A 23490-nucleotide genomic window follows, 5' to 3' on the forward strand; every position below is an offset into this window, starting at 1 on the left:
CGCGTTCGGGCACGCTCAGGCGGCCACGCGCAGCAGCGGACGCGCGATATTGCCAAGTGCGCGATAGCCAGTTTCGGTCACGACCACGGTTTCGCTGACACCGACGGTGAACTCGCCGTAGATGCGCAGCGCGGGCGGAATATGGAACGTCATGCCCGGACGCAGCGGCGTCGTCACGCCCGTGTAGAGGCTCAGGATCGAGCCTTCGCCCCAATCCGGCGCGAACGAAATACCGACCGAATAGCCGGTGCGCTTCTTGAAGTTGTCGGTGTAACCCGCGCGGTCGATCACGGCCTGGCAAGCAAGGTGCGGCGCTTCGCACGGCGCACCCGGCACGATGGCGTCGAGCGCCGCCTGCAGCGCTTCCTGGCAGACCTTTTCCATATCGAGCGCTTCGGGACGCACGTCGCCGATCCACGCCGAACGCATCAGCGCCGCGTGATAGCGGTCGTGGCACGCGGCCATTTCGAGGAACGCGGGCGCGTTCGCTTCGAGCGCGCGACGACGCCACGTGCCGTGCGGCACGCCCGTGCGCGGACCGGCCGAGACGAGCGGCTCCATGCCGACGTATTCCGAACCGGCCGCGATCGCCGCGCCCATCATCGCCGCGACCAGCGTGTTTTCCGTGTTGCCCACATGCACCGCGTCGAGCCCCGCGCGCATGCCCGCATCGACATAGCTCGCGGCTTTTTCGAGCTTGGCGATTTCGGCGGGCGACTTCACCGCGCGCAATTGCTCGACTACGCCCGCCGCGTCGGCGATGGTGCCGAGCTTCGCGCCCAGCGCCTCGTAGACCGCGATCGGCAGGAACCAGCCGCGCTTGTCGATCGCCACGCGCTTGCCCGCCAGACCTTTCTGCTGGATCACGCGCACGAGCACGTCGACGGGATTGTCGCCGTCGCCATACACCTGCGCATCGGAAATAAAGGTATTGGCGATGAAGTTGAAATATTCGAGCTGACGGATCACGAACACCGGATCGCCCTCGACCGGCAGCACCAGCGCCTGGAAGGTGTAGTAGCCCGGCGTCTGCTGGCCCGTCAGATAGAAGATGTTTTCCGGGCCGGTGACGACCATCGCGTCGATCTGGTTGCGCGCGAGCAGCTCGCGGGCGCGCGCGACGCGATGCGCGTATTCGGCGGCCGTGAAGGCCGATTCGCTGCCCTGTGCGGGGCCGTGATTCGCTTGCATGCTGTCAGTCCTTGTGTCGTTCAAAGTGTCGTGGTGAGGGCGGCGTCGAAGCTCACGCCCAGTCCGTGCGGATCGGTGACGTTCACGCCGCCGTCGCGGTAGACGATGCCGCGCGCGGGGTCGTCGACGAGACCGTCCGCGCCGTAGAGTTCCGCCCAGCGCGGGCCGCACGCGCAGCACGCCTGGAGCGCGGCCGCCGTGGCGAGCGCGCCTTCGTTCATCTGGCCGATCATCAGCGCCACGCCCGCCGCCTGGAGCTTGCGCGCCGCGGCCACCGTCGCCGCGATGCCGCCGAGCTTGAGCAGCTTCAGATGCGCGGCGACCGGCAGGCCCGCGAGTGCGCAGAGCGCGTCGATATCGGCGGCCGATTGCAGGCTCTCGTCGAGCATCAGCGTGATCGGGCTGGCGCGCGCGACGTCGCGCAGCGCGTCCCAGTCGCCGGCTGCGATGGGCTGCTCGACGTAGTCCACGCCGCGCGCGGCGAGCGCCGCGAAACGCGTCGCGCAGTCTTCGGGACGCCACTGGCCGTTCGCGTCGACGGAGAGCGTGAGGCGCGCGCCGAAGCGCGAATGCAGCAGATCGATGCGGCGCAGGTCGTCGTCGAAATGGGCGACGCCCACGCGCAGCTTCAGGTCGCGAAAGCCGCGGTCGAGATACTGCGCGGCGCGCGCGAGCATGGCGTCGTCGCTGGACCAGAACAGCGTCTGGTTGGTGCGCCACGACGGCGCCTGCGCGCGCTGCGCCGCGCCGTACAACGCGGCCACGCTGATGCCGAGTTGACGCGCGCGCAGATCGTGCAAGGCGCTGTCGATCAACGTGCGCACCGGCGCACCGTAAGGCGCGATCAGCGCGCCGAGCGAGTCGAACAAGGCATGCGCGCCTTGGGACCAGTCGATTTGCTCGATCGCCTTGAGCGCTTCGTCGACGATCTGTTCCGCCGCGTAACCGTTGAGATACGCGCAATTGATGCGCACCTCGCCGGTGCCGCACTGCCCCGCTTCTTCGAGCCGCAGATAGAGCGCCTCGAGGCTCGCCACGCTGCCCGACGACGCGGTATGCAGCACGAGGCCGCCGCCGTAATGCAGCGCCGCGCGATGCAGGCTCGCGCGAATGCCCGCGGCGCGCGAAAGCGTCAGCGCCGCGTCGTTCATTGCTCCGCCTTGAGCATCTCGATCGCGACGTCGCGATAGATCAGGCTCGACGCGAGGAATTCGTCGATCGGCACGAACTCGTCGGGCTTGTGCGCGACTTCGAGCGTGCCCGGGCCGATCACCACGCCCGCCGCGCCCACGCTGCGGAAATGCACCAGATCGCAGCCGCCCTGGAAGCCGAACGGACCCGGCTCGCTGTTGCCGTGCGCGCGGCACGCGGCGAGGCTCGCCTGCACGATCTTCGAGTCGGCGGCGGTTTCGGTCGCGCCGCCCGTGGTCGGCTTGTATTCGAGCACTTCCGCGCGCACGCCGAACTGCTCGCGCGCCGTTTCCAGCAGTTGCTCGATTTCGCGCTTGACGTCCTCTTCGAGTTCGCCGGGCACCATGCGGCGGTCGAGCAGCAGATCGCACGCGCCGGGCACGACGTTGTCGGCGTGACCGCCGAGCGCGCGTGTGACCGTGAGACTCGCCGAACCGACGAGCGGATGGCAGCGGCAACGCACTTCGTTTTCGTGATGGCCTTCGACGAGCTTGAGCAGTTGCGCCGCGCGATAGATCGCGTTGTCGCCGAGATGCGGCGTGCCCGAATGCGCCGTCACGCCGTGCACGCGCACGAGCGGACGCAGGCTGCCCTTGTGCGCCGAGAAGGTTGCGTTCGAGGTCGGTTCGCCGACCACCACGAAGTCGACGTGCGGACGGCTCGCCGCGTAGAACTTCGCGCCTTCGCTGGCGATTTCCTCGTCGGCGGTGAACACGCCGAGCAGCGTGCCCGACCAGCGCGAGCGGTCGGCCGCGAGCATGCGCATGGCTTCGAGCATGGCGGCGAGCGGGCCCTTGGCGTCGCACGAACCACGTCCGTAGAGGCGGCCGTCGGCTTCGCGCAGCACGAACGGATCGGACTGCCAGCCGGTGCCGGCGGGCACCACGTCGAGGTGCGTGTTGAACGCGAAGGTCGGGCCCGGCCCGTTTTCGAGGCGCGCCATCACGTTGGCGCGGCCCGGCTTGTATTCGCTCAGCGACAGATCGAAGCCCGCTTCTTCGAGCAGACGATGCACGAGTTGCGCGGCCTCGATCTCGCGTCCCGGCGGGTTCTCGGTATTGATGCCGACGAGGGCGGCGAGATCGCGCTTCATGCGCGCGAGATCGGGTTGCATGGCGGGTTGCGTGGCGGATTGTGTAGCGGATGCGGCGGAAGACGGCGTGGAAAGAATCGCGGACATGCAGGGGGCTCCGGTCAATGCAGGATCTGGTCGAGAAAGCGGCGCGCGCGCTCGTGCGTCGTGCCGCTGAAAAACTGTTCGCTGGACTCGGTGAGAATCACCTCGCCCGCTTCCATGAAAACGATGCGGTCCGCCGCGCGGCGCGCGAAACCCATCTCGTGCGTGACGACGAGACTCGTCATGCCTTCGGCGCTCAGCTCGGCCATCACCTCGGTGACTTCGTTCACCATTTCGGGGTCGAGCGCCGAGGTCGGCTCGTCGTAGAGCATGACTTTCGGCTTCATCGCCAGCGCGCGCGCAATCGCCACGCGCTGCTGCTGGCCGCCGGAAAGCTGGTCGGGATAGTGATCGGCGCGTTCGCGCAGATGCACCTTGTTGAGCAGCGCGAGCGCGAGATCGTGCGCGTCGAGCCGCGAGACGCCCGCCACCGACATCGGCGCGAGCATGATGTTTTCGATCGCCGAAAGATGCGAGAACAGCTCGAAGTTCTGGAACACCATGCCGATCTGCTGGCGCACCTGATGCACGCGCTTGAGTTCGCGCGTGAGGTCGCGGCCTTCGAACAGGATGTTGCCGGCGTCGACGGATTCGAGCAGATTCACGCAGCGCAGCAGCGTCGATTTGCCCGAGCCCGACGGCCCGACGATCACGATGGTTTCCTTCGGCGCGACTTCGAGCGAGCAACTTTTGAGCACCTGGGTGCCGCCATAGCTCTTGTCGATGCGATGAATCTTGAGAAGCGGCGAAGCGGGTACGGTCGACATGAACAAGCCTTTAGCGGACGACGGGTTGCGAAACACCGAGCAGACGTTCGGCGAAGGACGTGCGGCGCACGGCGCTCTTGCGGCGACGGTTCAGCGCGCGCTCCATCCAGCCTTGCAGCAGCATGAACAGCGTCGTGAACGCGAGGTAATAGATGCCGGCGGCGCTCAGCGCCTCCAGATAGCGGAAGTTCGCGCTGGCCGCCTGATTGGCCACGAGCAGCAGTTCCTGCACGGCGATCACCGACACCAGCGCGCTGAGCTTGAGCATGCCGATCATCTGGTTGCCGATGGGCGGCAGCACCACACGCAGCGCCTGCGGCAGCACGATGTGGCGGAACACCTTCGCGCCGTTCATGCCGAGCGCGAAGCCCGCCGTGCGCTGGCCCTGCTTCACCGCATGCAGGCCCGAACGGAAGATCTCGGACATGAACGCGCCTTCGTTGAGCGAAAGCGCGAGCACGGCGCACACGAAGGCGCTGAAGCGGATGCCGAACGACGGCAGCACGTTGTAGATGAAGATGATCTGGAACAGCACCGGCGTGCCGCGGAACAGCCACAGATAGAGGAACGTGAAGGTGCGCGCGACACGGTTACGGCTGCCTTGCAGCAGCGCCAGCACGAGGCCGATCAGCATGCCGCACAGCAGGGAGACGACGGTAATCGCCAGCGTCATGGCCGCGCCGCGCACGAAATCGGCCGAGATGAGGTAGTCGAACAACAGGGATAGAGACATTCGCAAACTCCGTTCTTTACATCACGTTTGTTTCAATTGTCTCAATTTATACAAACGACAAAAACACGGGTCAAGCAATAAAAAAGCCCTCTTGCATGGTTTTTTTTGGCGAGCGAGGATGTTTGCGCCCTCTTTGTGGCACCCAGAATTTGTATTTTTTGTTATTCTTCCGCCATCGACTGGAGGAATGCGGAAATGATCAAGCGCCCGGGCAAAGCCGCCCATGTGCTGGCCAAACAGATCATCGACTTGATTCAGGAAGCGCACTTCGAGGTCGGGCATCATCTGCGCGAGCAGCAGCTCGCGGATCTGCTCGGCGTCTCGCGTACGCCCGTGCGCGCCGCGATGGCGCTGCTCGAATCGTTCGGCGTGATCGAGTCGCGCGAGAATCGCGGTTTCTTCCTCGCGAAGCCCGCCGACGGGCTGCATCGCATCGAACTCGAACTGCCCACTTCGGGCGACGAAGACCTCTACAACCGTCTCGTCACCGACCGGCTCGCGGGCACGCTGCCCGCCTCGCTCACGCAGACCGACATCTGCCAGCGTTACGGCGTCGACCGCATGACGATGACGCGCGCGCTCTCGCGGCTCTCGGAAGACGGGCTCATCGTGCGCAACAAGGGCCATGGCTGGAGCTTCCAGCCGTCGCTCGATTCGGCGCTCACGCTCAAGAGCAGCTACGACTTCCGTCTCACGATGGAACCGGCGGGCCTGATGCTCGCCACCTTCTCCGCCGACCGCTCGGCGCTGGAGCGCTGCAAGCGCGAGCATCTGTTTCTGCTTTCGCAACTGGGCGGCGAGAGCGTCACGCCGCGCCAGGTGTTCGACACCGACGCGAACTTTCACGAACTGCTCGCCGAGTACAGCGGCAACGTGTTCATGCATCAATCGATGCAGCAGCAGAATCGTTTGCGGCGTCTGCTGGAATTTCAGGGCTATGTGAACCGCAAGCGCATTCGCGAGTGGTGCAACGAGCACATCGAGATCATCGACGCGATTCTTGCGGGCGACATGGAAGTGGCCGCGTCGCGCATGCACGAGCATCTGCGCCACGCGTATCACACGACCGGCGCCGCCGATGCGAGCGTGAAACCCGCGACCAAAGCCGTGCGCGCGAAGAAGCCGGTGACGGCCTGAGCGGCGTCGTGTGTTGCGGATTTCGGGCGTGCCAGGACGTGCATGACGGTGCCTGAAATCCGCCGCTTACATTCCTTAATATTGCTGAAAGCATACGGAAATCTGCATCCGCGAAATTGGCGCGCGTTTGCCCCTTTGCTCCGCTCCTCATCGCACCTTCGGGCTTGTTAGTCTTGAGCGTCACTGAAACTGGCGTCTGACGCGCGTATTCGCGACTCCGCGGATCCACGCTTCGGCGCGCCGCCGCACAGACGCTCACACGCCCGATGAAGTCCAACGCTCTCAATTTTTCCGGCGGTCCCGGCGCGTTGCCGGCCGCCGTACTCGACGCCACGCAAACCGCCATCGCCGCGCTGCCGGAAACGGGGCTGTCCGTGCTCGGCATGAGTCATCGCTCGGACTGGTTCGAGCAGATCGTCGACGAAGCCGAGCGCAATCTGCGCGCCCTGCTCGGTTTGCCCGAGCGTTTCGCGGTGTCGTTTCTGCAAGGCGGCAGCAGCCTGTTGTTCGCGACGATTCCGCTGAACTTCGCCACGCGCGCCTTCGCTGCGCCCGATTACGTCAACTCCGGTTACTGGAGCAGCCGCGCGAGCGCCGAAGCCCAACGCGTGGGCCCGTGCCGCGTAGTGTGGGACGGCGCGCCGTCCGGCTTTCGCGAGTTGCCGTCGCTCGATCGGCTCGCCGTCGCGCCGAGCGCCGCGTATCTGCATTACGTGTCGAACGAAACCGTCGAGGGGCTGCAATTCGCCGCGCCCGACACGACGCCGCGTGTGCCGCTGATCGCCGATATGTCGTCGGACTTTCTGTCGCGTCCGTTCGACACGGGACGCTACGGCATGATCTACGCGCACGCGCAAAAGAATCTCGGCCCGGCGGGCGTAACCGTCGCCATGATCGACCGCGCATTGCTCGAGCGCATTCCCGAGGGCCTGCCGCAGATTCTCGACCTGCGCACGCAGATCGCGCATCGCTCGAACTACAACACGCCGCCCGTCTTCGCGATCTACGTGCTCACGCTGGTCACGCGCTGGCTTCGCGACACGATCGGCGGACTCGACGCGATGCAGCGCATCAACGCAACGAAATCGACGCGTCTTTACGACACGCTCGACGCGATGCGCGATGCCGTCGATGTGCATGCGCTCAAGCCGTGGCGCTCGCAGATGAACGCGGCCTTCACGTTCCGCGACGCGCGTCTCGACCGCGCGTTCCTCGACTTCGCGGACGAGCGCGGCATGGTGGGACTCGAAGGACATCGCTCGATCGGCGGGCTGCGCGCGTCGCTCTATAACGCGGTCACGCTCGAAGCCGTCGAGACGCTGTGCGACGCGCTGCGCGAATTCGGAGCACGTCATGGCTGACACACTCGTGGCAACGGAAGTGGATTCGATCGAAGCGGATTCGATTGAAACAATGTCGCGAGCGCTCGACGCCGCGCCGCTCGATCTCGGCTTGCATACGCGCATGCTCGCGGCCCTGCGCGCGGCTCACGACGTGGCGGGCAGCGCCGCGCACGAACTGGCGCTCGCCGCGTTCGGCATGCTCGGCGCGACGCACGGCGATCATTCCACGCATCAGCCCACCCTGCAGCCCACCCCGCAGCACGCGCTCGTGCTCTACAACATCGCGACCGTCTACGCGATGAACGGACGGCGCAAGGAAGCGATCCGCTGGTATCGGCTCGCGCTGGAGATCGATCCGGCGCTCGCCATCGCGCATCAGAATCTGGCCGCGACGCTCGACCGCGAAGGGCTCGCCGATGAAGCGCGCGTGCATCGCGAACGCGCGTACCGTCTGCAACGCGTCTTCGTCGATCGGGCGCTCGGCACGGAAACGCTGCGCGTGCTGATACTCGGCGTGGGTCACGGCACCGGCAACGTGCCGATCGACGCGCTGCTCGATGCGCAAACGACCACGCGCATCCGCTACGCGATCGATTGCGCCGGCGACGCCGAAGACGCGCAGTTGCCGCCGCATGACGTGGTGTTCAATGGTATCGGCGACGCCGATGTGGCCGCGCCGCTCGCCGCTCGCCTCGCGCGTTTCGCGGATTTCGCGGCGCGTCGCGAACGGCCGCTGCTCAATGCGCCGGACGCGATTGCGCGCACGCATCGTCATCGGCTGGGGGAATTACTCGACGGCGTGCCCGATGTGATCGTGCCGCGCTGCGTGCGTCTGGACGCACGTCCGTCAAACGAAGCCGCGCTCGCGGCGCAGCTCGCGCAGTCGCAACTGACGCTGCCGCTCCTGCTGCGCCCGCTCGCCGCGCACGGCGGCGAAGGCGTGACGCTGCACGCCTCGCTCGAATCGTTGTGGCGCGCGCTCGCCGATCTCGATGCGCCGTGCTATCTCACGGCCTTTCACGATTTCCGCGCCGCCGATGGGCATTACCGCAAATACCGCACGCTGTTTGTCGCGGGCGAGCCGCATCCGTACCATCTCGCGATTTCGCGTCACTGGATGGTCCACTACTTTTCCGCCGATATGGCGGGGAGCCCGTGGAAGCTCAACGAGGAACAGCACTTTCTGGCCGATCCGCGCGCGGCGCTCGGCACGCGCGCGCACGAAGCGATTCGCGCCATCGGCGCGCGGCTCGGGCTTGCTTACGGTGGCGTCGACTTCACGCTCACGGCCGATGGCCGCGTGCTCGTATTCGAAGCGAACGCGACCATGCTCGCGCACCGCGAAACGCCGCATGGCCCGTTCGCGCACAAGAACCGCTACGTGGAGCGGATCATCGACGCGTTCGGGCGCATGCTACGCGACGCGGGCGACGCGGGCGCCGCGCGTTGACGCCTGGCACGTCAACGAAACCGCGTCACCAGAACTGCGGCAACACGATCGCGTCCGTCTTCGGCGCGCTCTTGCGGCGGCGGTGCAGTTTCACCTGCGTCTGCGCGATGCCGCTCCACGCCTGCTCCGCGCGGCGCACGGCGCAATCGAACGATTCGTCCTCGACCGTGCAGCGGTTGTCGACCGTGATCTGCCAGCCGTGACGCGTGCGCGTGCAGCGCACGCGGTCGTCTTCCATCAGATCGGCGTACCAGCGCCAGACGCGCGCGTCGTCGGCGTTGGCGCGCGCGGCGGCGGACAGCCGCGCGACTTCGAGACTATGCGTCTGCGTGACCATATCGTTCCCCTGTCTTCATGACGCTCAGCGTCCTCATCGTCGAATCTTTGCCCGGCGGACTTCACCAGCCGAGCTTCGCTTCGACGCCCACATAATCGGCATTGCGCGCGCCCAACGCGCGGATCGAGCTGCCCACGTTGAAGTGCACGGCTTCGAGCGCGAGCGCCACGTTGTCGTTGACGATCCAGTCGGCGCGCACCTGCGCATACATGCCCGTGTAGCGATTGCCCTTGCCCGCCGTGCCCGGCACCGTCGCCATGCCCTGGCCGTAAACGGCGTCGGCAGTCGTTTCGCGCCACTGAAAACCGAGCGCGGTCAGCAGCGTGAGCTTCGGCGTGATCTTGAACGTCAGCGAAGGCTTTACGTGGATCAGGTTGCTATAGCCGGTGTAGCCCGCGAGCGTGAAGTAATAGCCGTTCGGAAACAGCGGATTGAAGGTGCCCACGCGGCCGTCGCCGGGATGGTGATCGCCGGATGCGCCGTCGATCTGCAAGCCCGCGCGCGGCGTGCCCGGCAGCGAAGCGAGCGTGTAGCCGCCGAGCGCGCCGAACGCCCACGCGCTCACGGTGTCCGCGCCCACGTGGCCGGTCTGGAACATCGTTTCCACGTCCCAGTCGAAGGGCGCGGATTTGCCCGCGTAGCGCGCGTCGAACACATCGCGCCGCTCGTTGCCGCTCGCGTCGATGAAACGCGCGTTATCGCGCTCGTAGCGCGACCAGTACGCCGAGAGATCGCCGGGACCGACGCTCGCACGCTCGACGCGCACGCCGTCGAAGGTCAGATGGCCGTTGGAGACATCGTCGAAATCCGAGTTGTCGCGATACTGCACCGGCTGCGTGAGATAGCCAATGAAGCGCCACTTGCCGATCTCGTAGTCGGCCCAGAGCGCGTCGAAGGCCTGGCGCACGTTCGGGCCGTCGCGCACGGACACGAAACGCTGCAAGTCGAACGCCATTTCCTGACGCCCCACGCGCGCCTTGAAGGTGCCGCCGCCCACGCCGTAGACGAACGCGACAAACGCCTGCTCGATATCGAGCGGATTTTTGTCGACGGGCGTGACCGAGTCCTTGCCGTACGGACGCGCGTCCTCGAGTTGAAAGAACGCCTGGACGTGCTCGCCGAAATGCGCATCGGCGTGTACTTCGACGCGCTGGATCAGCCAGCTGTCGGGCTTGTTCGCGCCGAGGCCGAACAGCGGCGTGTTGTTCAGTTCGAAGCGCTCACGCAGATTCGCGCCGAGCGAGAGATACCACGACGGGTCGCTCGACAGCGGCAGGTACTTGAGCGCATCGAGCGGCTTGCGCGGCACGCACGGATTCGCGAGCGCGCTCCAGTCTTCCTGCCAGCGGTTGAACGACGGAACCGGACGCTGCGCGTTGCAGGCCGCCGATGCCGACGTTGAAGCCGCCGCCGCAGCGGGCGCAGTCGAAGCCGCATCCGCTTGCGCATCCGCCGCATTCGCCGCGCCCGCCTGCAACCCGGCGAACGCGGCGCCCGCGAGCGCCGCGCGCCGCCATCCCTGCGCCTGGCGGCGCGATCGCTTGCTCGTGAGCATGCTGCTTACTTCGCGCGCTGATGCAGTTCGGCCACGTAGCCGCCGGGGAACTCGACCATCGCCGTGCGCCCTTCCACGTTCTGCGCGACGGGCACCAGCACCTTCACGCCGGCCGCCTGCGCCTTGGCGAGCGTGGCATCCAGATCGGGCACGTCGTAGCCGGTCGTTTCGCGGCCGTACGGGAACGGCAGCTTGCCGTCGGTCACGAACACGAGCATGTTGCCGAAGCCCGATTGCAGGCGCACGCGACGGATCGTTTCGCCCGGCTTGCCGATCTCGGCGCCGTCCGCGTGGTGGTTGTCGGAGACGATCTTGCCGTGCGAGAAGCGCAGGAAACGCTTGATGAAATTCTGCGCCTCGTACTTCGAAACATAGACGCGGTTGTCCGGCACGTACGCGAGCGGCGCGTACGACGGCGCCTTCGTGTGCCAATAGAGTTGCATCGTCAGGCCGCCCGGCCATTGAATGATGGCGTCCTTGCCGATCGGATCGTCGAACGATTCGACCAGCACGTCGGCGCCCGCTGCACGCGCGGCGCGCACGGCCGTGTCGATATCGGTGACCAGATAGCCGGTGCGTTCGTTGCCGAACGGGTACGGCACAGGCGTCTGGAACGCGAACACCGAGAGCATGCCCACCGGCGTCTGCACGTATTGCGAGGCGGTCTTGCTCGGCGTCGGCGTGACCGTGAAGACGGCGCGCGGCGAAGCCTTGCCGCCGAAGGTCGCGAGGAAGCTGTTCACGAACGCGTCGATGTCGTCGTTGGCGACGTAGACGTGCGTCGTGTCGTATTGCGGACCGACCGAAACCACCGGCAATTGCGCCGATTGCTTCGCTTGCGCGGATTGCGGATATTGCGCGTCGTCGGCGAAGGCGCTCGACGCGGGCAGCATGACGCCAAGCGCCGCAAGCGCGACGACGAGCGCGCGCACGGGTCGTTGAAAGGCGGAAAGATTCACGTAATGCTCCTGATGAAAAATCGAAACGATGAAACGTTGAAAATCAAGCGGCGGATCCGGCCGGTTCCTCGCGCCACGCCGACGCGGCCAGCATCGCCAACAACGCGAGCGGCACGACCAGCGCCCAGAACGAAGCCGTCAGCCAGCCCAGCGCGCCGCCGCCCGCGCCCAGCGCGAACGCGAGCACCGGCGGCAGCGTGCGGGCGAGCCGCTCGCGCGTGTCGGCGGGGTCCACGTGCGTGCGGCCCGGAAACAGCAGATCGAACACGTCGATCACGGCTTGCGTGACGTTGCCGGTCATGACCGTATTGGCGACCACGCTGCGCGACGCGAGCCGCGCATGCGCGTTCTGCACGCCCATCCCCGCCGCGCCGAGCAGGCCGCAGGCGATCGTGAGCGGCGCATCGGCATTCGTGATCGGCGCGGCCAGCACGCCCGCGATCATGAACGCGGCGAGCAATGCGATCTGCAAGGCGTACAGGCCGCCGGCGCGGGTGCCGTGCGCGGAATCGCGCAGCGCGTTGTCGAGCACGCGCGCCGCCACGATGCCCGCGATAAAGGCCGGAAACGCGAGCCACTTGATCAGCAGCCCGCTGCCCGCGCCCGCGAGGCCCGAGCCGATCAGAATGAAATTGCCCGTGACGTGCGCCGTAAACAGTCCGAACAGCGCGACGAAGCCGAGCGTATCGACATAGCCCGCGACGAACGCGAGCGCCACGTTTTCGCCGCGCAACGGCGCGAGCATGGCGGCGGGACTCAAGGCTCGTTGCTGCATGACGGTTGCGCCGCGGCGACGGTGGTGGTCGGGTTGACTTCCTGCGGCGCGGTCTGCGTCTGTGACTGCGCCACGGGCGGCTTCAACTGCGCCTGCACGAACGGAATCGCATGCTCGCCGATCACGATGCCCAGCAGGCCCACGAGCGCGATCAGCGGCGGCGCGGGCGACTGCACCCGCGAGAAGTAATAGAGGAAGCCGACCACGAGGCCCGCTCCCAGCGAAATCAGGTATGACATGTCTGCTTCTCCTTGCTGTGCTGCTGTAGCGGACCGCGTCAGGCGCGAGGCGCCGCGCGGGAATGCGGAGGCGTCCTGCCATCGGCTGCCTGCGCGCCCTGCCAGCGCGAGCCCAGAATCTGTCCGCAAAAATTCACGCGGCAATAGTCCGGATCGACGCGGTCGAGCACGTCCGCGCTCGCGGTGCCGAAGGTCGTGTGCGGCCGGTGCGCGACGCCGCGTCCAATCGCGCCGATGATCTCCTCCTCGAAGCCCTTGCCGCGCGGATACGCGGCCAGCACGCCCGAGCGCTCGCCGCCCGTGTAATCGTCGAACTGCGCAGCGACGAGGTCCGTGCGCACCGCGGCCGCGAGCATGTCCGCGAGCGGCGACACGCGCGCGGACACGCCCGGCGTGGTGTGCAGCGCGATCGCGAGCCATGCCTCGTCCTGATCGCGCGCGCTCGCGCCATAGTGATGCAACAGGCGGCGCGCCGCGTCGGCGCTGTCGAGTTCGTAGCGCGCCGTCGAATGCGCGTAGGCGGCGCTCAAACCCATGTTCGCGTACATCGAACTCACGTAGAGCGTGCCCTCGTCGCAAGCCACGCCGCCGCGCCGCGCGTTGAGCGCCGCGAACACGAACACGCGGCTCGCATGGCCGAGCAGCACCGGCGGCAGCGCCGCGTGCGCGCTCTCCGCCGCGGCGATCGCGACCGGCGTGCACGGAATGCGTACGCCCGCCACCTCTCCGCCTGCCCTCCATGACGCTGTTCCCATGCCCCGTTTTCCTGTGCGTTGTTGTGAGTGACGTCGATGACGCGCGCCGCCGGTCAAGCGCGATGCGTCTGCGCGGCGAGCGGTGCGCCAAGCCGGTAACGGCCCGGTCCGCCGATCGCCACGGTGCCGAACAGGATCAGCAGCATCCATGCGAACTGGCCTTGTTCGAGCGTCCAGTCCGGATGCACGAGGCCGAGCGCGACCACCGTGACGACGAGAATCGGCAGCGCGGCGAGCCGCGTGTAGATGCCGAGGATCATCAGCACCGGACAGACGACTTCGGCGAAGATTGCGAATCCAAGCGTAAAACCACTGCCCAGATGCAGCGGATCTTCGATCGCGCCCAGTTGTGCGTGCACGTGCAGCGCCTTCGGCAGACCGTGCACGAACAGCACGAGCAGACTCGCGGCCACGCGCAGGAACAGCAGCGCGGCGTCGGTAGTGTCGATGCGTTTCATGATGGCGCGCTCCCCGATCAGAACGCGAAGCAGCTACAGCCGAGCGCGCCCCAGAAACCGTTCTGGTCCGAAACCGGCGCGTTGCTGCGCCACGCGCGGCCGTGTGCGTGCTGGTGCACGCCGCACAGGTTCACGCAGGCGTCGCTGCACGATTGCGCAAGCGATGCCGCATTCGCCGCCGAATTCGACACCACCGGCCGATAGCGCGCATAACCGCCGAACTCCGCAACCGGCGACCACGACGGGCTGACCGGCAACGCGGGCGGCGCGAGCGTGTCGAACTCCGCATCGGCATACACCACGCGGCCATTCACCACGGTCAGCACCGAGGTCAGATGCTTGATCGCTTCTTCCTCGACCGTGAAGAAGTCGTCGCTGAGCACGGCGAAGTCGGCGTACTGGCCCGGTACGAGCGCGCCCTTCTTCGTCTCGTCGTTCGAGAACCACGCGCTGCCCACCGTGTAGCGACGCAGTGCTTCCATGCGGTCGAGACGGTCGCGCTGCGCGTACATCGGCGTGCCGCCCACGGTGCGACCGGAGGCCAGCCAGTAGAGCGACACGAACGGGTTGTAGCTCGCGACGCGCGTGGCGTCGGTGCCCGCGCCCACGGGCAGGCCCGCTTCGAGCATCTTGCGCACCGGCGGCGTTTGCGCGGCGGCTTCGGCGCCGTAACGCGCGATGAAATATTCGCCCTGAAACGCCATCCGATGCTGCACGGCAATGCCGCCGCCCAGCGCCGCGATACGCTCGATATTGCGCTCGGAAATCGTTTCGCAGTGGTCGAAGAACCAGCGCAGACCGTTGAACGGCGTGTCGGCGTTGACGCGCTCGAACACGTTCAGGAAGCGGTCGATCGATTCGTCGTAGGTCGCGTGCAGACGCCACGGCCAGCGGTTTTGCACCAGCAGGCGCACGACGTCTTCGAGTTCTTTCTCCATGCCTTCGGGCAGGTCCGGGCGCGGTTCGAGGAAGTCTTCGAAGTCGGCGGCCGAAAACACCAGCATTTCGCCCGCGCCGTTGACCTTGAGGAAGTCGTCGCCGTCGCCGGGACGCGTGGCCTTGACCCACTTCGCGAAGTCTTCCACCTCGCGCTTCGCGTTCTGCGTGAACAGGTTGTACGCGATGCGGATGCTCAGCTGATCGCGCCTGGCCAGCTCCATGATGACGGCGTAATCGTCGGGATAGGCCTGATAACCGCCGCCCGCGTCGATGGCGCTCGTCACGCCGAGCCGGTTCAGTTCGCGCATGAACTGGCGCGAGGAATTCATCTGGTCGTCGAGCGCGAGCTTCGGGCCCTTCGCCAGCGTGGCGTAGAGCAGGCCCGCGTTCGGACGCGCGATCAGCATGCCCGTCGGGTTGCCGCGCCGGTCGCGCTGAATCTCGCCGCCCGGCGGATTGGGCGTGTCGCGGTCGTAACCCACGGCGCGCAGCGCCGCCGCGTTGAGCAGCGCGCTGTCGTACAGGTGCAGGATGAAGACCGGCGTGTCGGGCGCGATCGCGTTGATCTCTTCGAGCGTCGGGCCGCGCTTCTCGGCGAACTGGAATTCGTTCCAGCCGCCCACCACGCGCACCCATTGCGGCGCGGGCGTGCGCGCGACCTGCTCGCGCAGCATGGCGAGCGCGTCGGCCAGCGACGGCACGCCGTCCCAGCGCAATTCCATATTGAAGTTCAGACCGCCGCGAATCACGTGCAGGTGCGAGTCGTTGAGACCCGGAATCACGGTGCGGCCGTTCAGGTCGATGCGGCGGGCGTCGTCGCGCGCCCATTGCATGACGTCGCGCTCGTTGCCGGACGCCACGACCTTGCCGTTCGACACGGCCAGTGCGGTGACGAACGAGCGGCGCTCGTCCTGGGTGGCAATCTTGCCGTTGTAGATCACCAGGTCGGCGACGCGGGCAGGTTGATCGGGTGCGCTCATCGACGCCCTCCTGTGTTCTCGATGCGGTTGATGTATTTGCTGCTGCGCGCGAAACCGGCCTTCAGGTTTTTTCAGGCGGCTTCGCGCGCGTCGTTCTGCGAGGCTCGCGACAACGCGAGCCCTTCAGCTTCAGCCCGCCTCGCTCGCGTGCTCGCCGAGGATCTGCTTGGCGTAACGCACGCCGATGCCGTACGCGCTGTGCGCCTTGAAGATGTCCATGCAGCCTTCGTAGGTCTCGCCGCGCGCCCAGTCGCGTTGCAGTTCGCACATGAACTGCAGCGAGTTCATCGGCACCGCGCCTGCCTGGACGATGCGCTGCACGGCGCGCTCGTGCGCTTCTTCCGTGATGTCGCCGCATGCGTCGGTCGGCACGTAGATCTCGAAGCCTTCGTTGAGCATCTGGATCGTCGGGAAGGTCACGCAGACTTCGGTCCACAGGCCGGCGATCACGATCTTCTTGCGGCCCGTGGCCTTGATCGCTTCACGGAAGCCCGCGTCTTCCCACGAATTCATCGACGTGCGGTCGATGGGCTTTTGCTGCGGAAACACCGCCTGCACTTCCGGCAGCAGATGGCCACTGAACGAGTCGGCGGCGATGGTCGTGAGGACCGTCGGCACCTTGAAGAGCTTCGCGGCCTTCGCGAGAATCTGCACGTTGTGCAGCACCGTGGTGCGCTCGTGCGAGTGCGTGCCGAAGAACATCTGCGGCTGGTGGTCGATCAGCGCGAGTGCGCAGGTGTCGGGGGTCAACAGTTCTTTTGCCATGAGAGGCTCCGTTTAAAGGTTGGGTCGGCGACGTTGAGATTAGGGCTCGCGCGTCGCCGCGTCCTTGTCGTTGCGCTGAAATATCCTGAATTCGATCAGGATCGCTTACGATTTCAGGAAGGCGAGCAGATCCGCGTTGACCTTGTCGACGTGCGTGCTGCACATGCCGTGCGGTGCGCCTTCGTAGATCTTCAGCGTGGCGTTCTTGACGATCCTGGCCGACAGCTTCGCCGAATCGTCGATCGGCACGATCTGGTCGTCGTCGCCGTGCAGGATCAGCGTCGGCACGCTGATCTTCTTCAGGTCGTCGGTGTAATCGACTTCCGAGAACTGCTTGATGCACTCGTACTGGCCTTTGATCGAACCAGCCATGCCCTGACGCCAGAATTCCTGAACGAGACCTTGCGAGACCTTCGCGTTCGGACGGTTGAAGCCGTAGAACGGCTGCGCCAGATCCAGATAGAACTGCGAGCGGTTCGCGGCCACGCCCGCGCGGATGTTGTCGAACACCTGCATCGGCAGGCCGTTCGGGTTGGTCGGCGACTTGACCATTTGCGGCGGCACCGCGCCGATCAGCACCGCCTTCGCCACGCGCTTTTCGCCGTGACGGCCGATGTAATGCGCGACTTCGCCGCCGCCCGTCGAATGACCCACGAGCATCGCGCCCTTCACGTCGAGTGCGTCGAGCACGGCGGCGAGGTCGTCGGCGTAGGTGTCCATGTCGTTGCCCTCGGACGGCTGACCCGAGCGGCCATGACCACGGCGGTCGTGCGCGATCACGCGATAGCCCTGGTTCACGAGGAACAGCATCTGCGCGTCCCACGCGTCGGCGCACAGCGGCCAGCCGTGCGAGAACACCACCGGCGTGCCCGTGCCCCAGTCCTTGAAGTAGATCTGCGTGCCGTCCTTCGCGCTCACGTAGCTGCCGCCGTGATGGTGGCCGGTGCCGTGCGCGTGGGGCGCGGCGCCTGCCGTCGTCGCCGCGTTCGCGGACAGGCTCGACATGGCGGCCATGGCGCCGGCCATGCCCGCGCTGGCCGAAAGCATCCGGCGACGCGAGGCCGAGGGAATGGTCGTGTCGATTTGCTGCGTGTTCATGCTGGATCTCCGTCGTTGCATCGCTGCGTGTGCAGCGGCGATGAGGTTGCGCGTGTGAATCAGGCGCAATGCGGCGGGCGAGAAGTCATGAAGTTGACGCCGCATGCGTGAGCGCAGATTACGGAGACGGTCCTGCAAAGTCCTTGGCGCGATCTGAAAAGTCCTGAATTCAGATGCGGATTGACTCGATCGCGGGCAACGGGCGAGCGGCATCGGCGGCCGGGGCGAGGCCGCGATGCATCGTCGAAGGGAAGAAGGAAATGAACGCCTGAACGATCGTGCGCGCGAGCGCGAGCGGATCAGCGCGGGTTCAGACGCGCTTCGAGAAAACGCAGCAGCGCGCGTACTTTGGTCGAATGACGCCGATTCGGCAGATATGCGGCGTGCACGACCACATCGCCGCCTTGCGGACTCACGTGCCAGCCTTCGAACGCGCGCACGAGCTGACCGGACGCGAGCGCGTCGTGCACGAGCCATGCGGGCAACAGCGCGAAACCGTGCCCCGCGTGCACGGCGGCGAGCAGCATGTCGATGCTGTCCGAGACGAGGCGGCCGCGCACGTTCACCGCCTCCTGCGTCTCGCCTTGCGTGAAGGTCCAGACCTGGCGCGCGCGATAGCCGCCGCCATAATTCACGCGCAGACAGTCGCGCCCGGCGAGATCGGCGGGCGCGTCCGGCATGCCTTCGCGCTTGATATAGGCGGCGCTCGCCACCACGATCCGCGCGTTATCGGCGAGCGTCTTCACGACGAGTTGCGGATTCGCTTCGGGCACGCCGATGCGCACCGCCAGATCGATGCGCTCCAGCGCGAGATCGACATAGCGGTCGGCGGCCACCACGTCGAGCGCCATGCGCGGATGTTCGCTGAGAAACGCGGCCAGATGCGGCGCGAGCACCACGCGGTTATAGGTGGACGGCACCGCGATGCGCAGCATGCCCGCCGGTTCCGCGCCGCTGTCGAGCACGCTTTCGTCGGCTTCCGCGAGATCGTCGAGCACTTTGGCGACCTGCTCGACATAGGCCGCGCCCGCATCGGTCAGGCTGACACGGCGCGGCGTGCGCGTGAGCAGCACCGCGCCGACGTCCTGTTCGAGCGCATCCATCAAACGCGTGACCGACGAGGTCGCCACGCCGAGACGTTGCGCCGCCTTGGCGAAACCGGCGGCGTCGGCCACTTCGAGCAGGGTCTTCAAGGCGAGTAGCTTGTCCATGGCGGGCATTATGCCAGCGCTGAAACGACCATGAGCGCTGACGACGCGAAGCCGTTGCGCGCCACGCAACGCGGGATTGCGCCGCCGCCCCATTCCGCCGCCGCGACGGCGCGCCTATGCTCGTCGCACCGATTCATCGTTCAAGGAACGCCCATGTCCACGCCTTCGCGCATGCACGGCGGCACGCCGCACGCCGTGCACCTCACTCAGGGACTCATCGCGCTGTTCGCATTCAGTTGCGGCGCGATCGTCGCGAATCTCTATTACGCGCAGCCGATCATCGAACTGATCGCGCCGTCGCTGCACATGACGGGCGGCGCCGCGAGCCTGATCGTCTCGCTCACGCAGATCGGCTATGCGCTCGGCCTGTTCTTCATCGTGCCGCTCGGCGATCTGCTCGAAAACCGCCGCCTGATGATCGTGACCGCGCTGGTGTCGATCGCGAGTCTCATCGCGGCCTCGCTCGCGCAGTCGGCGAGCGTGTTTCTGGCGATCTCGCTGCTGATCGGATTCAGTTCGGTGGCCGTGCAGATCCTGATTCCGCTCGCCGCGCATCTCGCGCCCGATCATGCGCGCGGACGCGTCGTCGGCACGATCATGGGCGGCTTGCTGCTCGGCATCCTGCTGTCACGGCCGCTGTCGAGCGTGCTCGCCGATCACTTCGGCTGGCGCACCGTGTTCGCAGGCGCGGCCATGCTGATGACGCTCGTGACCGCCGTGCTCGCGCTGACGATTCCGCGCCGTCAACCCGAGCATCGCGCGACGTACTTCGCCCTGCTCGGCTCGCTGATCACGCTCGTGCGCACGCTGCCGGTGCTGCGTCATCGTGCGCTCTATCAGGCGCTGATGTTCGCCTCGTTCAGTCTGTTCTGGACCGCCGTGCCGATCGAACTCACACGCCACTACGGCCTCTCGCAGACCGCCATCGCGCTGTTCGCGCTCGTCGGTGCGATTGGTGCGACCTCGGCGCCCGTCTCGGGACGACTCGCCGACGCCGGGCATTCCGTGCGCGCGACCGTGGTGGCGCTGATCGTCGGCACGCTGTCGTTCCTGCCCGCGCTCGTGCATCCGGCGTTCGGCGTGTTCGGGCTCGTGGTGACGGGCGTCGCGCTCGACTTTGCCGCGCAGATGAACATGGTGCTCGGCCAGCGCGAGATCTATGCGCTGCACGCGGCGAGCCGCAATCGCCTCAATGCGCTCTATATGACGAGCATTTTCGTGGGCGGCGCGTTCGGTTCCGCGCTTGCGGGCCCCTTGTACGAACGCGGTGGCTGGACGCTGGTCGCGTGCGTGGCATTGGTGTTTCCGCTCATCGCATGCGTGCATTTCCTGCTGATCGGCAAGCCGCACGCGGCGGCCCAGCGCTAGTTGCCTTGCAGAACCCCCGCGCCGCGCGCGCGGCGTTCACTGCGGCGCAAGCCGCTCTGTGCGCTGCGTGCGTGCCGATTGCAGCGTCTTCCTGAGCGCGGCAAGGCGCTGAAAATCAGGCGCATTCGACGTGCGATCCCACGCCGAATCCTCCAGACCGTCGATCAACGCTGTCGCGCGCGCCGTCTCGCCCTTGTCGAATTCGTACGTCGCGAGATCGAGCGTGGCGCGCAAGGCCCACAGCGGCGCGCCGTCGGCACGCGCCATCGAGATCGCCTCGTCGAGCAGACGCCGCCCCGCTTCCTCGCGCCGCGCCACGTCGTCCGGCGGCGTGCCGCGCTGCGCCGCGCGCCGCAATTCCAGCCAGCCGCGCGCGCGCTGCAACTCGGGCGCGAAGTAACGCTCGCCATTCGCCCGCGCACTCGCAAGCGCTTCGTCGAGCCGCGTGCGCGCTTCCTCGAAACGACCCGCGTGCGCGAGCGTCTGCGCGTGTAGCACGACGAACGGCGTGACCACGCGCCGGAAACCACGCGACGCAAGCCGCGGCAACGCGTTTTCCAGCCGTTCGAGCGCGACGTCCGCATGACCCGCGAGCATGTCGCGCTTCGCCGCCAGACACTCGGTGTAGTCGAGCCAGATCTCCAGCCGATGGCTGGCCGACTGCGAGCGCAGCAGCGCCAGATAGTTGGCGGCCAACTGCCGCTCGCCGCAATCGAGCGCGATCGGCACGGCCACGCAGGCCAGCACGTGACTCAGCGAGGGCTCCAGTGCATCGCCGTGAATCAGATCGAGCGTGCTTTCCACGAGCTGCATCGCTTTCGCGGGCTGGCATTGCAGCAGCGCGATGCGCGCGAGTGTGCCGCGCGCGTAGATCAGCGGATACACCGTGAGCCAGCCGCGCGACGGCGCCGTGGCGCCGAGCGTCGTGAAGGCTTCGACCGTGCGTTCGAGCCGTTCGCGCGCCTGGTCGTGTTCGCCGCAACAGTGCAGCGAAATAGCGAGTGTCTGTTCGGCCAGCCAGCGGCGCCACGGCGAATCGCAAGCGGCGCTCGCGTGCTGAAAACGCGTGGCGTAACGCAGCGACGTGTGAATGTCGCCGCTCGATTGCATGGTGTTCCAGAGACCCCAGAGCGCGTCGGCGGCAAATTCGGCGTCGTCGGCGGCGCGCGCAAGACGCAGCACGCGTTCCCACAGCGCGACGGCGCGGCCCATGTCATCGCCCACGTGCAGCAGCGAGGTCGCGTAGGCGGCGCACAGCTTCATTTCGCAGACGACATCGACGGAGCCCGCGGGTAGCGTGTCGAGCACCGCGAGCGCGCGTTGTGCGCGCTGGCAGCATTCCTGCACGCGCGAGGCGCTGAGCAAGGTGCCGACGAGCGCCCCCGCGAGCGCGACGCCGAGCACCTTGTCGCCGTCGTCGGAGAAGGCCCAGTCGTAGGCGCTGCGCGCGTCGTCGAGCGAGAGACGCGTGCTCACATCGGCGCCCTCGTGCTCCGTCTGCGCGACGAACGGCCCGCTCTCCTCGATGCGCTTGCGCATATAGCGCACGTGGCGCGTGGCGATGATCTGCGATTCGCCTTCGTCGCGCAGCTTTTCGAGCGCATAGGCGCGCGTGCTTTCGGTCAGCCGGTAGACCGCGATCGCGCCGCGAAACTCCACATTCAGCAGCGATTTGGTCGCGAGTTCGGAAAGACTCGACACGATCACCGCGATCGACATGCCGGGCTCGGCCGTCACCGCGCAGACCGCCTCGAAGGTGAACGCGCCCGCGAAGCAGCCTGAGCGGCGAAACAGAATGCGCGACGCGGCGTCGAGCAGCATGTAGCTCCACTCGAAGGTCGCGCGCAAGGTCTGATGGCGCGGCAAGGTCGAACGCAATCCGCCCGTCAGCAGATTGAGCCGGTCGTCGAGGCGCGACGCCACGCCTTCCACGCCGAGCGTGGCCACGCGCGCGGCGGCCAGTTCGATGGCGAGCGGCAGGCCTTCGAGGCGACGGCAGATTTCGGCGACGAGCGCGATGCTCGCCTCGTCGCGCGCGCAGTCGGGCGCGAGCGCGCGGGCGCGGCATAGAAACAGCGCGACCGCGGAATGCGCGAGGATCGCCTCGGTGGATGCGCCGTTGGCCGGCACCGCGAGCGGTTCGAGGCGCAGCACGGATTCGGCCCAGATGTGCAGCGGCTCGCGGCTCGTCACCAGCAGGCGCGCACCATGATGGCGCGCAACGAGGGTATCGACAAAACCGGCCACGACATCGATCACATGCTCGGCGTTATCGAGCACGAGCAGACAATTCGACGCTGCAACAGCCTCGCAGATCGCGTCCTCGCACGACACGCCCGGCTCGCCTTGCAGATCGAGCGCCTCCGCGAGCGCGGCGAACACGGTCTCGCGCGAACTGGCCTTGTTCAGTTCGACGAAGCACACGGCGCGGCCCTGGCGGCGCTGCATTTCGCGCGCGGCGTGACGCGCGAGACAGGTCTTGCCGATACCGCCCGCGCCGACGATCGTGGTCACCGGCACGTGCTCGAACTGCTCGACGATGCGTGCGATTTCGGTTTCGCGGCCGATCAGCGGCACGACGCGCAGCGACGCGAGCGAAGGCAGCGGCGCGGCCTCGCGCACTGCACCGCCTGCGTCCGCACCGGCCGTGCTCGACGCATTCGGCATGTTCGACGCCGTCGACTGGTTCGGCACGACCAGCACATAGCCGCGCCCCGCCACGGTCTTGATGAGGTCGCGTTCCGCGCCGAGCAGCTTGCGCAGCGCGGCCACGTGCACCTGCAGGCGGTTTTCCTCGACGATCGCGCCGGGCCACACGGCGTCCATGATCGCGTCCTTCGAGAGCATCGTATTGTTCGCGCGATACAGCACTTCGAGCACGTCGAACGCGCGCGCGCCAATGCGCATCACGAGTCCGTCGCGACGGATCTCGCGCTGCTCGAAACTGACCCGCAATGTGCCAATTTGGATCATGGTCATCTCCAGGACATATTTGCGTGCTCGCACGTGACCCGACACGCACCTGGTTGAACACCGTCATTCGAAACGCCATTGCCGCCCGG

21 protein-coding genes are annotated in these 23490 nt (G+C 66.8%); 4 read left to right on the top strand and 17 right to left on the bottom strand.

All coding sequences use genetic code 11. The features are described 5' to 3' along the window. Positions 1-15: 15 nt before the first annotated feature. From G5S35_RS24305 to G5S35_RS24325, 5 genes are read right to left on the bottom strand one after another with little or no spacing between them, the layout of a single operon-like run. Positions 16-1191 (bottom strand): M24 family metallopeptidase, encoded by a 1176-nt coding sequence (locus G5S35_RS24305; RefSeq protein WP_065059671.1) that lies wholly within the window; start codon positions 1189-1191, stop codon positions 16-18. 20 nt (positions 1192-1211) lie between these two features. Beyond that, on the bottom strand, positions 1212-2342 hold the full coding sequence (locus tag G5S35_RS24310; protein ID WP_202035022.1) for a mandelate racemase/muconate lactonizing enzyme family protein: 1131 nt from the start codon (positions 2340-2342) through the stop codon (positions 1212-1214). Continuing rightward, positions 2339-3562 (bottom strand): M20 family metallopeptidase, encoded by a 1224-nt coding sequence (locus G5S35_RS24315; protein WP_197520326.1) that lies wholly within the window; start codon positions 3560-3562, stop codon positions 2339-2341. The genes G5S35_RS24310 and G5S35_RS24315 overlap by 4 nt, the downstream gene beginning before the upstream one ends. Positions 3563-3576: 14 nt before the next feature. Then, positions 3577-4326, bottom strand: a complete 750-nt coding sequence (locus tag G5S35_RS24320) for an amino acid ABC transporter ATP-binding protein (RefSeq protein WP_065059673.1) — start codon at positions 4324-4326, stop codon at positions 3577-3579. Between the two features lie 10 nt (positions 4327-4336). Continuing rightward, the gene (locus tag G5S35_RS24325; protein WP_065059674.1) at positions 4337-5059 is read right to left on the bottom strand and encodes an amino acid ABC transporter permease; all 723 of its coding nucleotides are present in this window, start codon (positions 5057-5059) and stop codon (positions 4337-4339) included. 195 nt (positions 5060-5254) lie between these two features. Between G5S35_RS24325 and G5S35_RS24330 the strand changes: the two genes are divergently transcribed. The 3 genes from G5S35_RS24330 (at position 5255) to G5S35_RS24340 (ending at position 8989) form a co-directional block, all read left to right on the top strand. Then, on the top strand, positions 5255-6196 hold the full coding sequence (locus tag G5S35_RS24330) for a GntR family transcriptional regulator (RefSeq protein ID WP_065059675.1): 942 nt from the start codon (positions 5255-5257) through the stop codon (positions 6194-6196). Between the two features lie 266 nt (positions 6197-6462). Further along, positions 6463-7557: a 3-phosphoserine/phosphohydroxythreonine transaminase gene (serC, locus tag G5S35_RS24335; protein WP_074985248.1), complete on the top strand. Its 1095-nt coding sequence runs from the start codon at positions 6463-6465 to the stop codon at positions 7555-7557. Further along, entirely contained in the window at positions 7550-8989 is a 1440-nt protein-coding gene (locus G5S35_RS24340) for a tetratricopeptide repeat protein (protein WP_183039798.1), read from the top strand. The genes serC and G5S35_RS24340 overlap by 8 nt, the downstream gene beginning before the upstream one ends. A gap of 25 nt (positions 8990-9014) precedes the next feature. Here the strand turns inward: G5S35_RS24340 and G5S35_RS24345 are convergent, their stop codons facing one another. The 11 genes from G5S35_RS24345 to G5S35_RS24395 form a co-directional block, all read right to left on the bottom strand. Next, positions 9015-9326: a hypothetical protein gene (locus G5S35_RS24345; RefSeq protein ID WP_065059678.1), complete on the bottom strand. Its 312-nt coding sequence runs from the start codon at positions 9324-9326 to the stop codon at positions 9015-9017. A gap of 61 nt (positions 9327-9387) precedes the next feature. Then, positions 9388-10881, bottom strand: coding sequence for an alginate export family protein (locus G5S35_RS24350; protein ID WP_183039799.1), 1494 nt, complete (start codon positions 10879-10881; stop codon positions 9388-9390). Between the two features lie 5 nt (positions 10882-10886). After that, positions 10887-11840, bottom strand: coding sequence for a VOC family protein (locus G5S35_RS24355; RefSeq protein ID WP_074985251.1), 954 nt, complete (start codon positions 11838-11840; stop codon positions 10887-10889). Between the two features lie 43 nt (positions 11841-11883). After that, positions 11884-12615 carry a YoaK family protein gene (locus G5S35_RS24360; protein WP_074985252.1) on the bottom strand — a complete coding sequence of 244 codons (732 nt, stop codon included), beginning with the start codon at positions 12613-12615 and terminating at the stop codon, positions 11884-11886. Beyond that, positions 12597-12854 carry a DUF1427 family protein gene (locus G5S35_RS24365; RefSeq protein ID WP_065059682.1) on the bottom strand — a complete coding sequence of 86 codons (258 nt, stop codon included), beginning with the start codon at positions 12852-12854 and terminating at the stop codon, positions 12597-12599. The genes G5S35_RS24360 and G5S35_RS24365 overlap by 19 nt, the downstream gene beginning before the upstream one ends. A 38-nt stretch (positions 12855-12892) precedes the next feature. After that, entirely contained in the window at positions 12893-13609 is a 717-nt protein-coding gene (locus G5S35_RS24370; protein WP_074985254.1) for an HD domain-containing protein, read from the bottom strand. 53 nt (positions 13610-13662) lie between these two features. Then, a complete protein-coding gene (locus tag G5S35_RS24375) occupies positions 13663-14067 on the bottom strand; it encodes a DoxX family protein (RefSeq protein WP_065059684.1) in 405 nt (134 codons plus the stop codon). A gap of 17 nt (positions 14068-14084) precedes the next feature. Continuing rightward, positions 14085-15986, bottom strand: coding sequence for an amidohydrolase (locus G5S35_RS24380; protein WP_110327678.1), 1902 nt, complete (start codon positions 15984-15986; stop codon positions 14085-14087). Positions 15987-16115: 129 nt separating this feature from the next. Beyond that, a complete protein-coding gene (locus G5S35_RS24385) occupies positions 16116-16751 on the bottom strand; it encodes a hydrolase (RefSeq protein ID WP_065059686.1) in 636 nt (211 codons plus the stop codon). Between the two features lie 105 nt (positions 16752-16856). Further along, the gene (locus tag G5S35_RS24390) at positions 16857-17849 is read right to left on the bottom strand and encodes an alpha/beta fold hydrolase (RefSeq protein ID WP_074985257.1); all 993 of its coding nucleotides are present in this window, start codon (positions 17847-17849) and stop codon (positions 16857-16859) included. Between the two features lie 299 nt (positions 17850-18148). Next, positions 18149-19060, bottom strand: a complete 912-nt coding sequence (locus tag G5S35_RS24395) for a LysR family transcriptional regulator (protein ID WP_065059688.1) — start codon at positions 19058-19060, stop codon at positions 18149-18151. Positions 19061-19213: 153 nt separating this feature from the next. On the opposite strand from G5S35_RS24395, the gene G5S35_RS24400 reads away from it, so the two are divergent. Then, positions 19214-20428 (top strand): MFS transporter, encoded by a 1215-nt coding sequence (locus G5S35_RS24400; RefSeq protein WP_183039800.1) that lies wholly within the window; start codon positions 19214-19216, stop codon positions 20426-20428. A 36-nt stretch (positions 20429-20464) separates the two neighbouring features. Here the strand turns inward: G5S35_RS24400 and G5S35_RS24405 are convergent, their stop codons facing one another. Then, positions 20465-23401: a winged helix-turn-helix domain-containing protein gene (locus tag G5S35_RS24405; protein WP_065059839.1), complete on the bottom strand. Its 2937-nt coding sequence runs from the start codon at positions 23399-23401 to the stop codon at positions 20465-20467. Between the last annotated feature and the right edge of the window lie 89 nt (positions 23402-23490).

It is taken from the genome of Paraburkholderia tropica, from assembly GCF_014171495.1.
Classification (GTDB): Bacteria; Pseudomonadota; Gammaproteobacteria; order Burkholderiales; family Burkholderiaceae; genus Paraburkholderia; species Paraburkholderia tropica.

Excerpts from the sequence above, each read along its gene's own strand:
- G5S35_RS24305 (WP_065059671.1), bottom strand. The coding sequence starts at position 1,191 with ATGCAAGCGAATCACGGCCCCGCACAGGGCAGCGAATCGGCCTTCACG.
- G5S35_RS24310 (WP_202035022.1), bottom strand. The coding sequence starts at position 2,342 with ATGAACGACGCGGCGCTGACGCTTTCGCGCGCCGCGGGCATTCGCGCG.
- G5S35_RS24315 (WP_197520326.1), bottom strand. The coding sequence starts at position 3,562 with ATGTCCGCGATTCTTTCCACGCCGTCTTCCGCCGCATCCGCTACACAA.
- G5S35_RS24320 (WP_065059673.1), bottom strand. The coding sequence starts at position 4,326 with ATGTCGACCGTACCCGCTTCGCCGCTTCTCAAGATTCATCGCATCGAC.
- G5S35_RS24325 (WP_065059674.1), bottom strand. The coding sequence starts at position 5,059 with ATGTCTCTATCCCTGTTGTTCGACTACCTCATCTCGGCCGATTTCGTG.
- G5S35_RS24330 (WP_065059675.1), top strand. The coding sequence starts at position 5,255 with ATGATCAAGCGCCCGGGCAAAGCCGCCCATGTGCTGGCCAAACAGATC.
- serC (WP_074985248.1), top strand. The coding sequence starts at position 6,463 with ATGAAGTCCAACGCTCTCAATTTTTCCGGCGGTCCCGGCGCGTTGCCG.
- G5S35_RS24340 (WP_183039798.1), top strand. The coding sequence starts at position 7,550 with ATGGCTGACACACTCGTGGCAACGGAAGTGGATTCGATCGAAGCGGAT.
- G5S35_RS24345 (WP_065059678.1), bottom strand. The coding sequence starts at position 9,326 with ATGGTCACGCAGACGCATAGTCTCGAAGTCGCGCGGCTGTCCGCCGCC.
- G5S35_RS24350 (WP_183039799.1), bottom strand. The coding sequence starts at position 10,881 with ATGCTCACGAGCAAGCGATCGCGCCGCCAGGCGCAGGGATGGCGGCGC.
- G5S35_RS24360 (WP_074985252.1), bottom strand. The coding sequence starts at position 12,615 with ATGCAGCAACGAGCCTTGAGTCCCGCCGCCATGCTCGCGCCGTTGCGC.
- G5S35_RS24365 (WP_065059682.1), bottom strand. The coding sequence starts at position 12,854 with ATGTCATACCTGATTTCGCTGGGAGCGGGCCTCGTGGTCGGCTTCCTC.
- G5S35_RS24370 (WP_074985254.1), bottom strand. The coding sequence starts at position 13,609 with ATGGGAACAGCGTCATGGAGGGCAGGCGGAGAGGTGGCGGGCGTACGC.
- G5S35_RS24375 (WP_065059684.1), bottom strand. The coding sequence starts at position 14,067 with ATGAAACGCATCGACACTACCGACGCCGCGCTGCTGTTCCTGCGCGTG.
- G5S35_RS24380 (WP_110327678.1), bottom strand. The coding sequence starts at position 15,986 with ATGAGCGCACCCGATCAACCTGCCCGCGTCGCCGACCTGGTGATCTAC.
- G5S35_RS24385 (WP_065059686.1), bottom strand. The coding sequence starts at position 16,751 with ATGGCAAAAGAACTGTTGACCCCCGACACCTGCGCACTCGCGCTGATC.
- G5S35_RS24390 (WP_074985257.1), bottom strand. The coding sequence starts at position 17,849 with ATGAACACGCAGCAAATCGACACGACCATTCCCTCGGCCTCGCGTCGC.
- G5S35_RS24395 (WP_065059688.1), bottom strand. The coding sequence starts at position 19,060 with ATGGACAAGCTACTCGCCTTGAAGACCCTGCTCGAAGTGGCCGACGCC.
- G5S35_RS24400 (WP_183039800.1), top strand. The coding sequence starts at position 19,214 with ATGTCCACGCCTTCGCGCATGCACGGCGGCACGCCGCACGCCGTGCAC.
- G5S35_RS24405 (WP_065059839.1), bottom strand. The coding sequence starts at position 23,401 with ATGATCCAAATTGGCACATTGCGGGTCAGTTTCGAGCAGCGCGAGATC.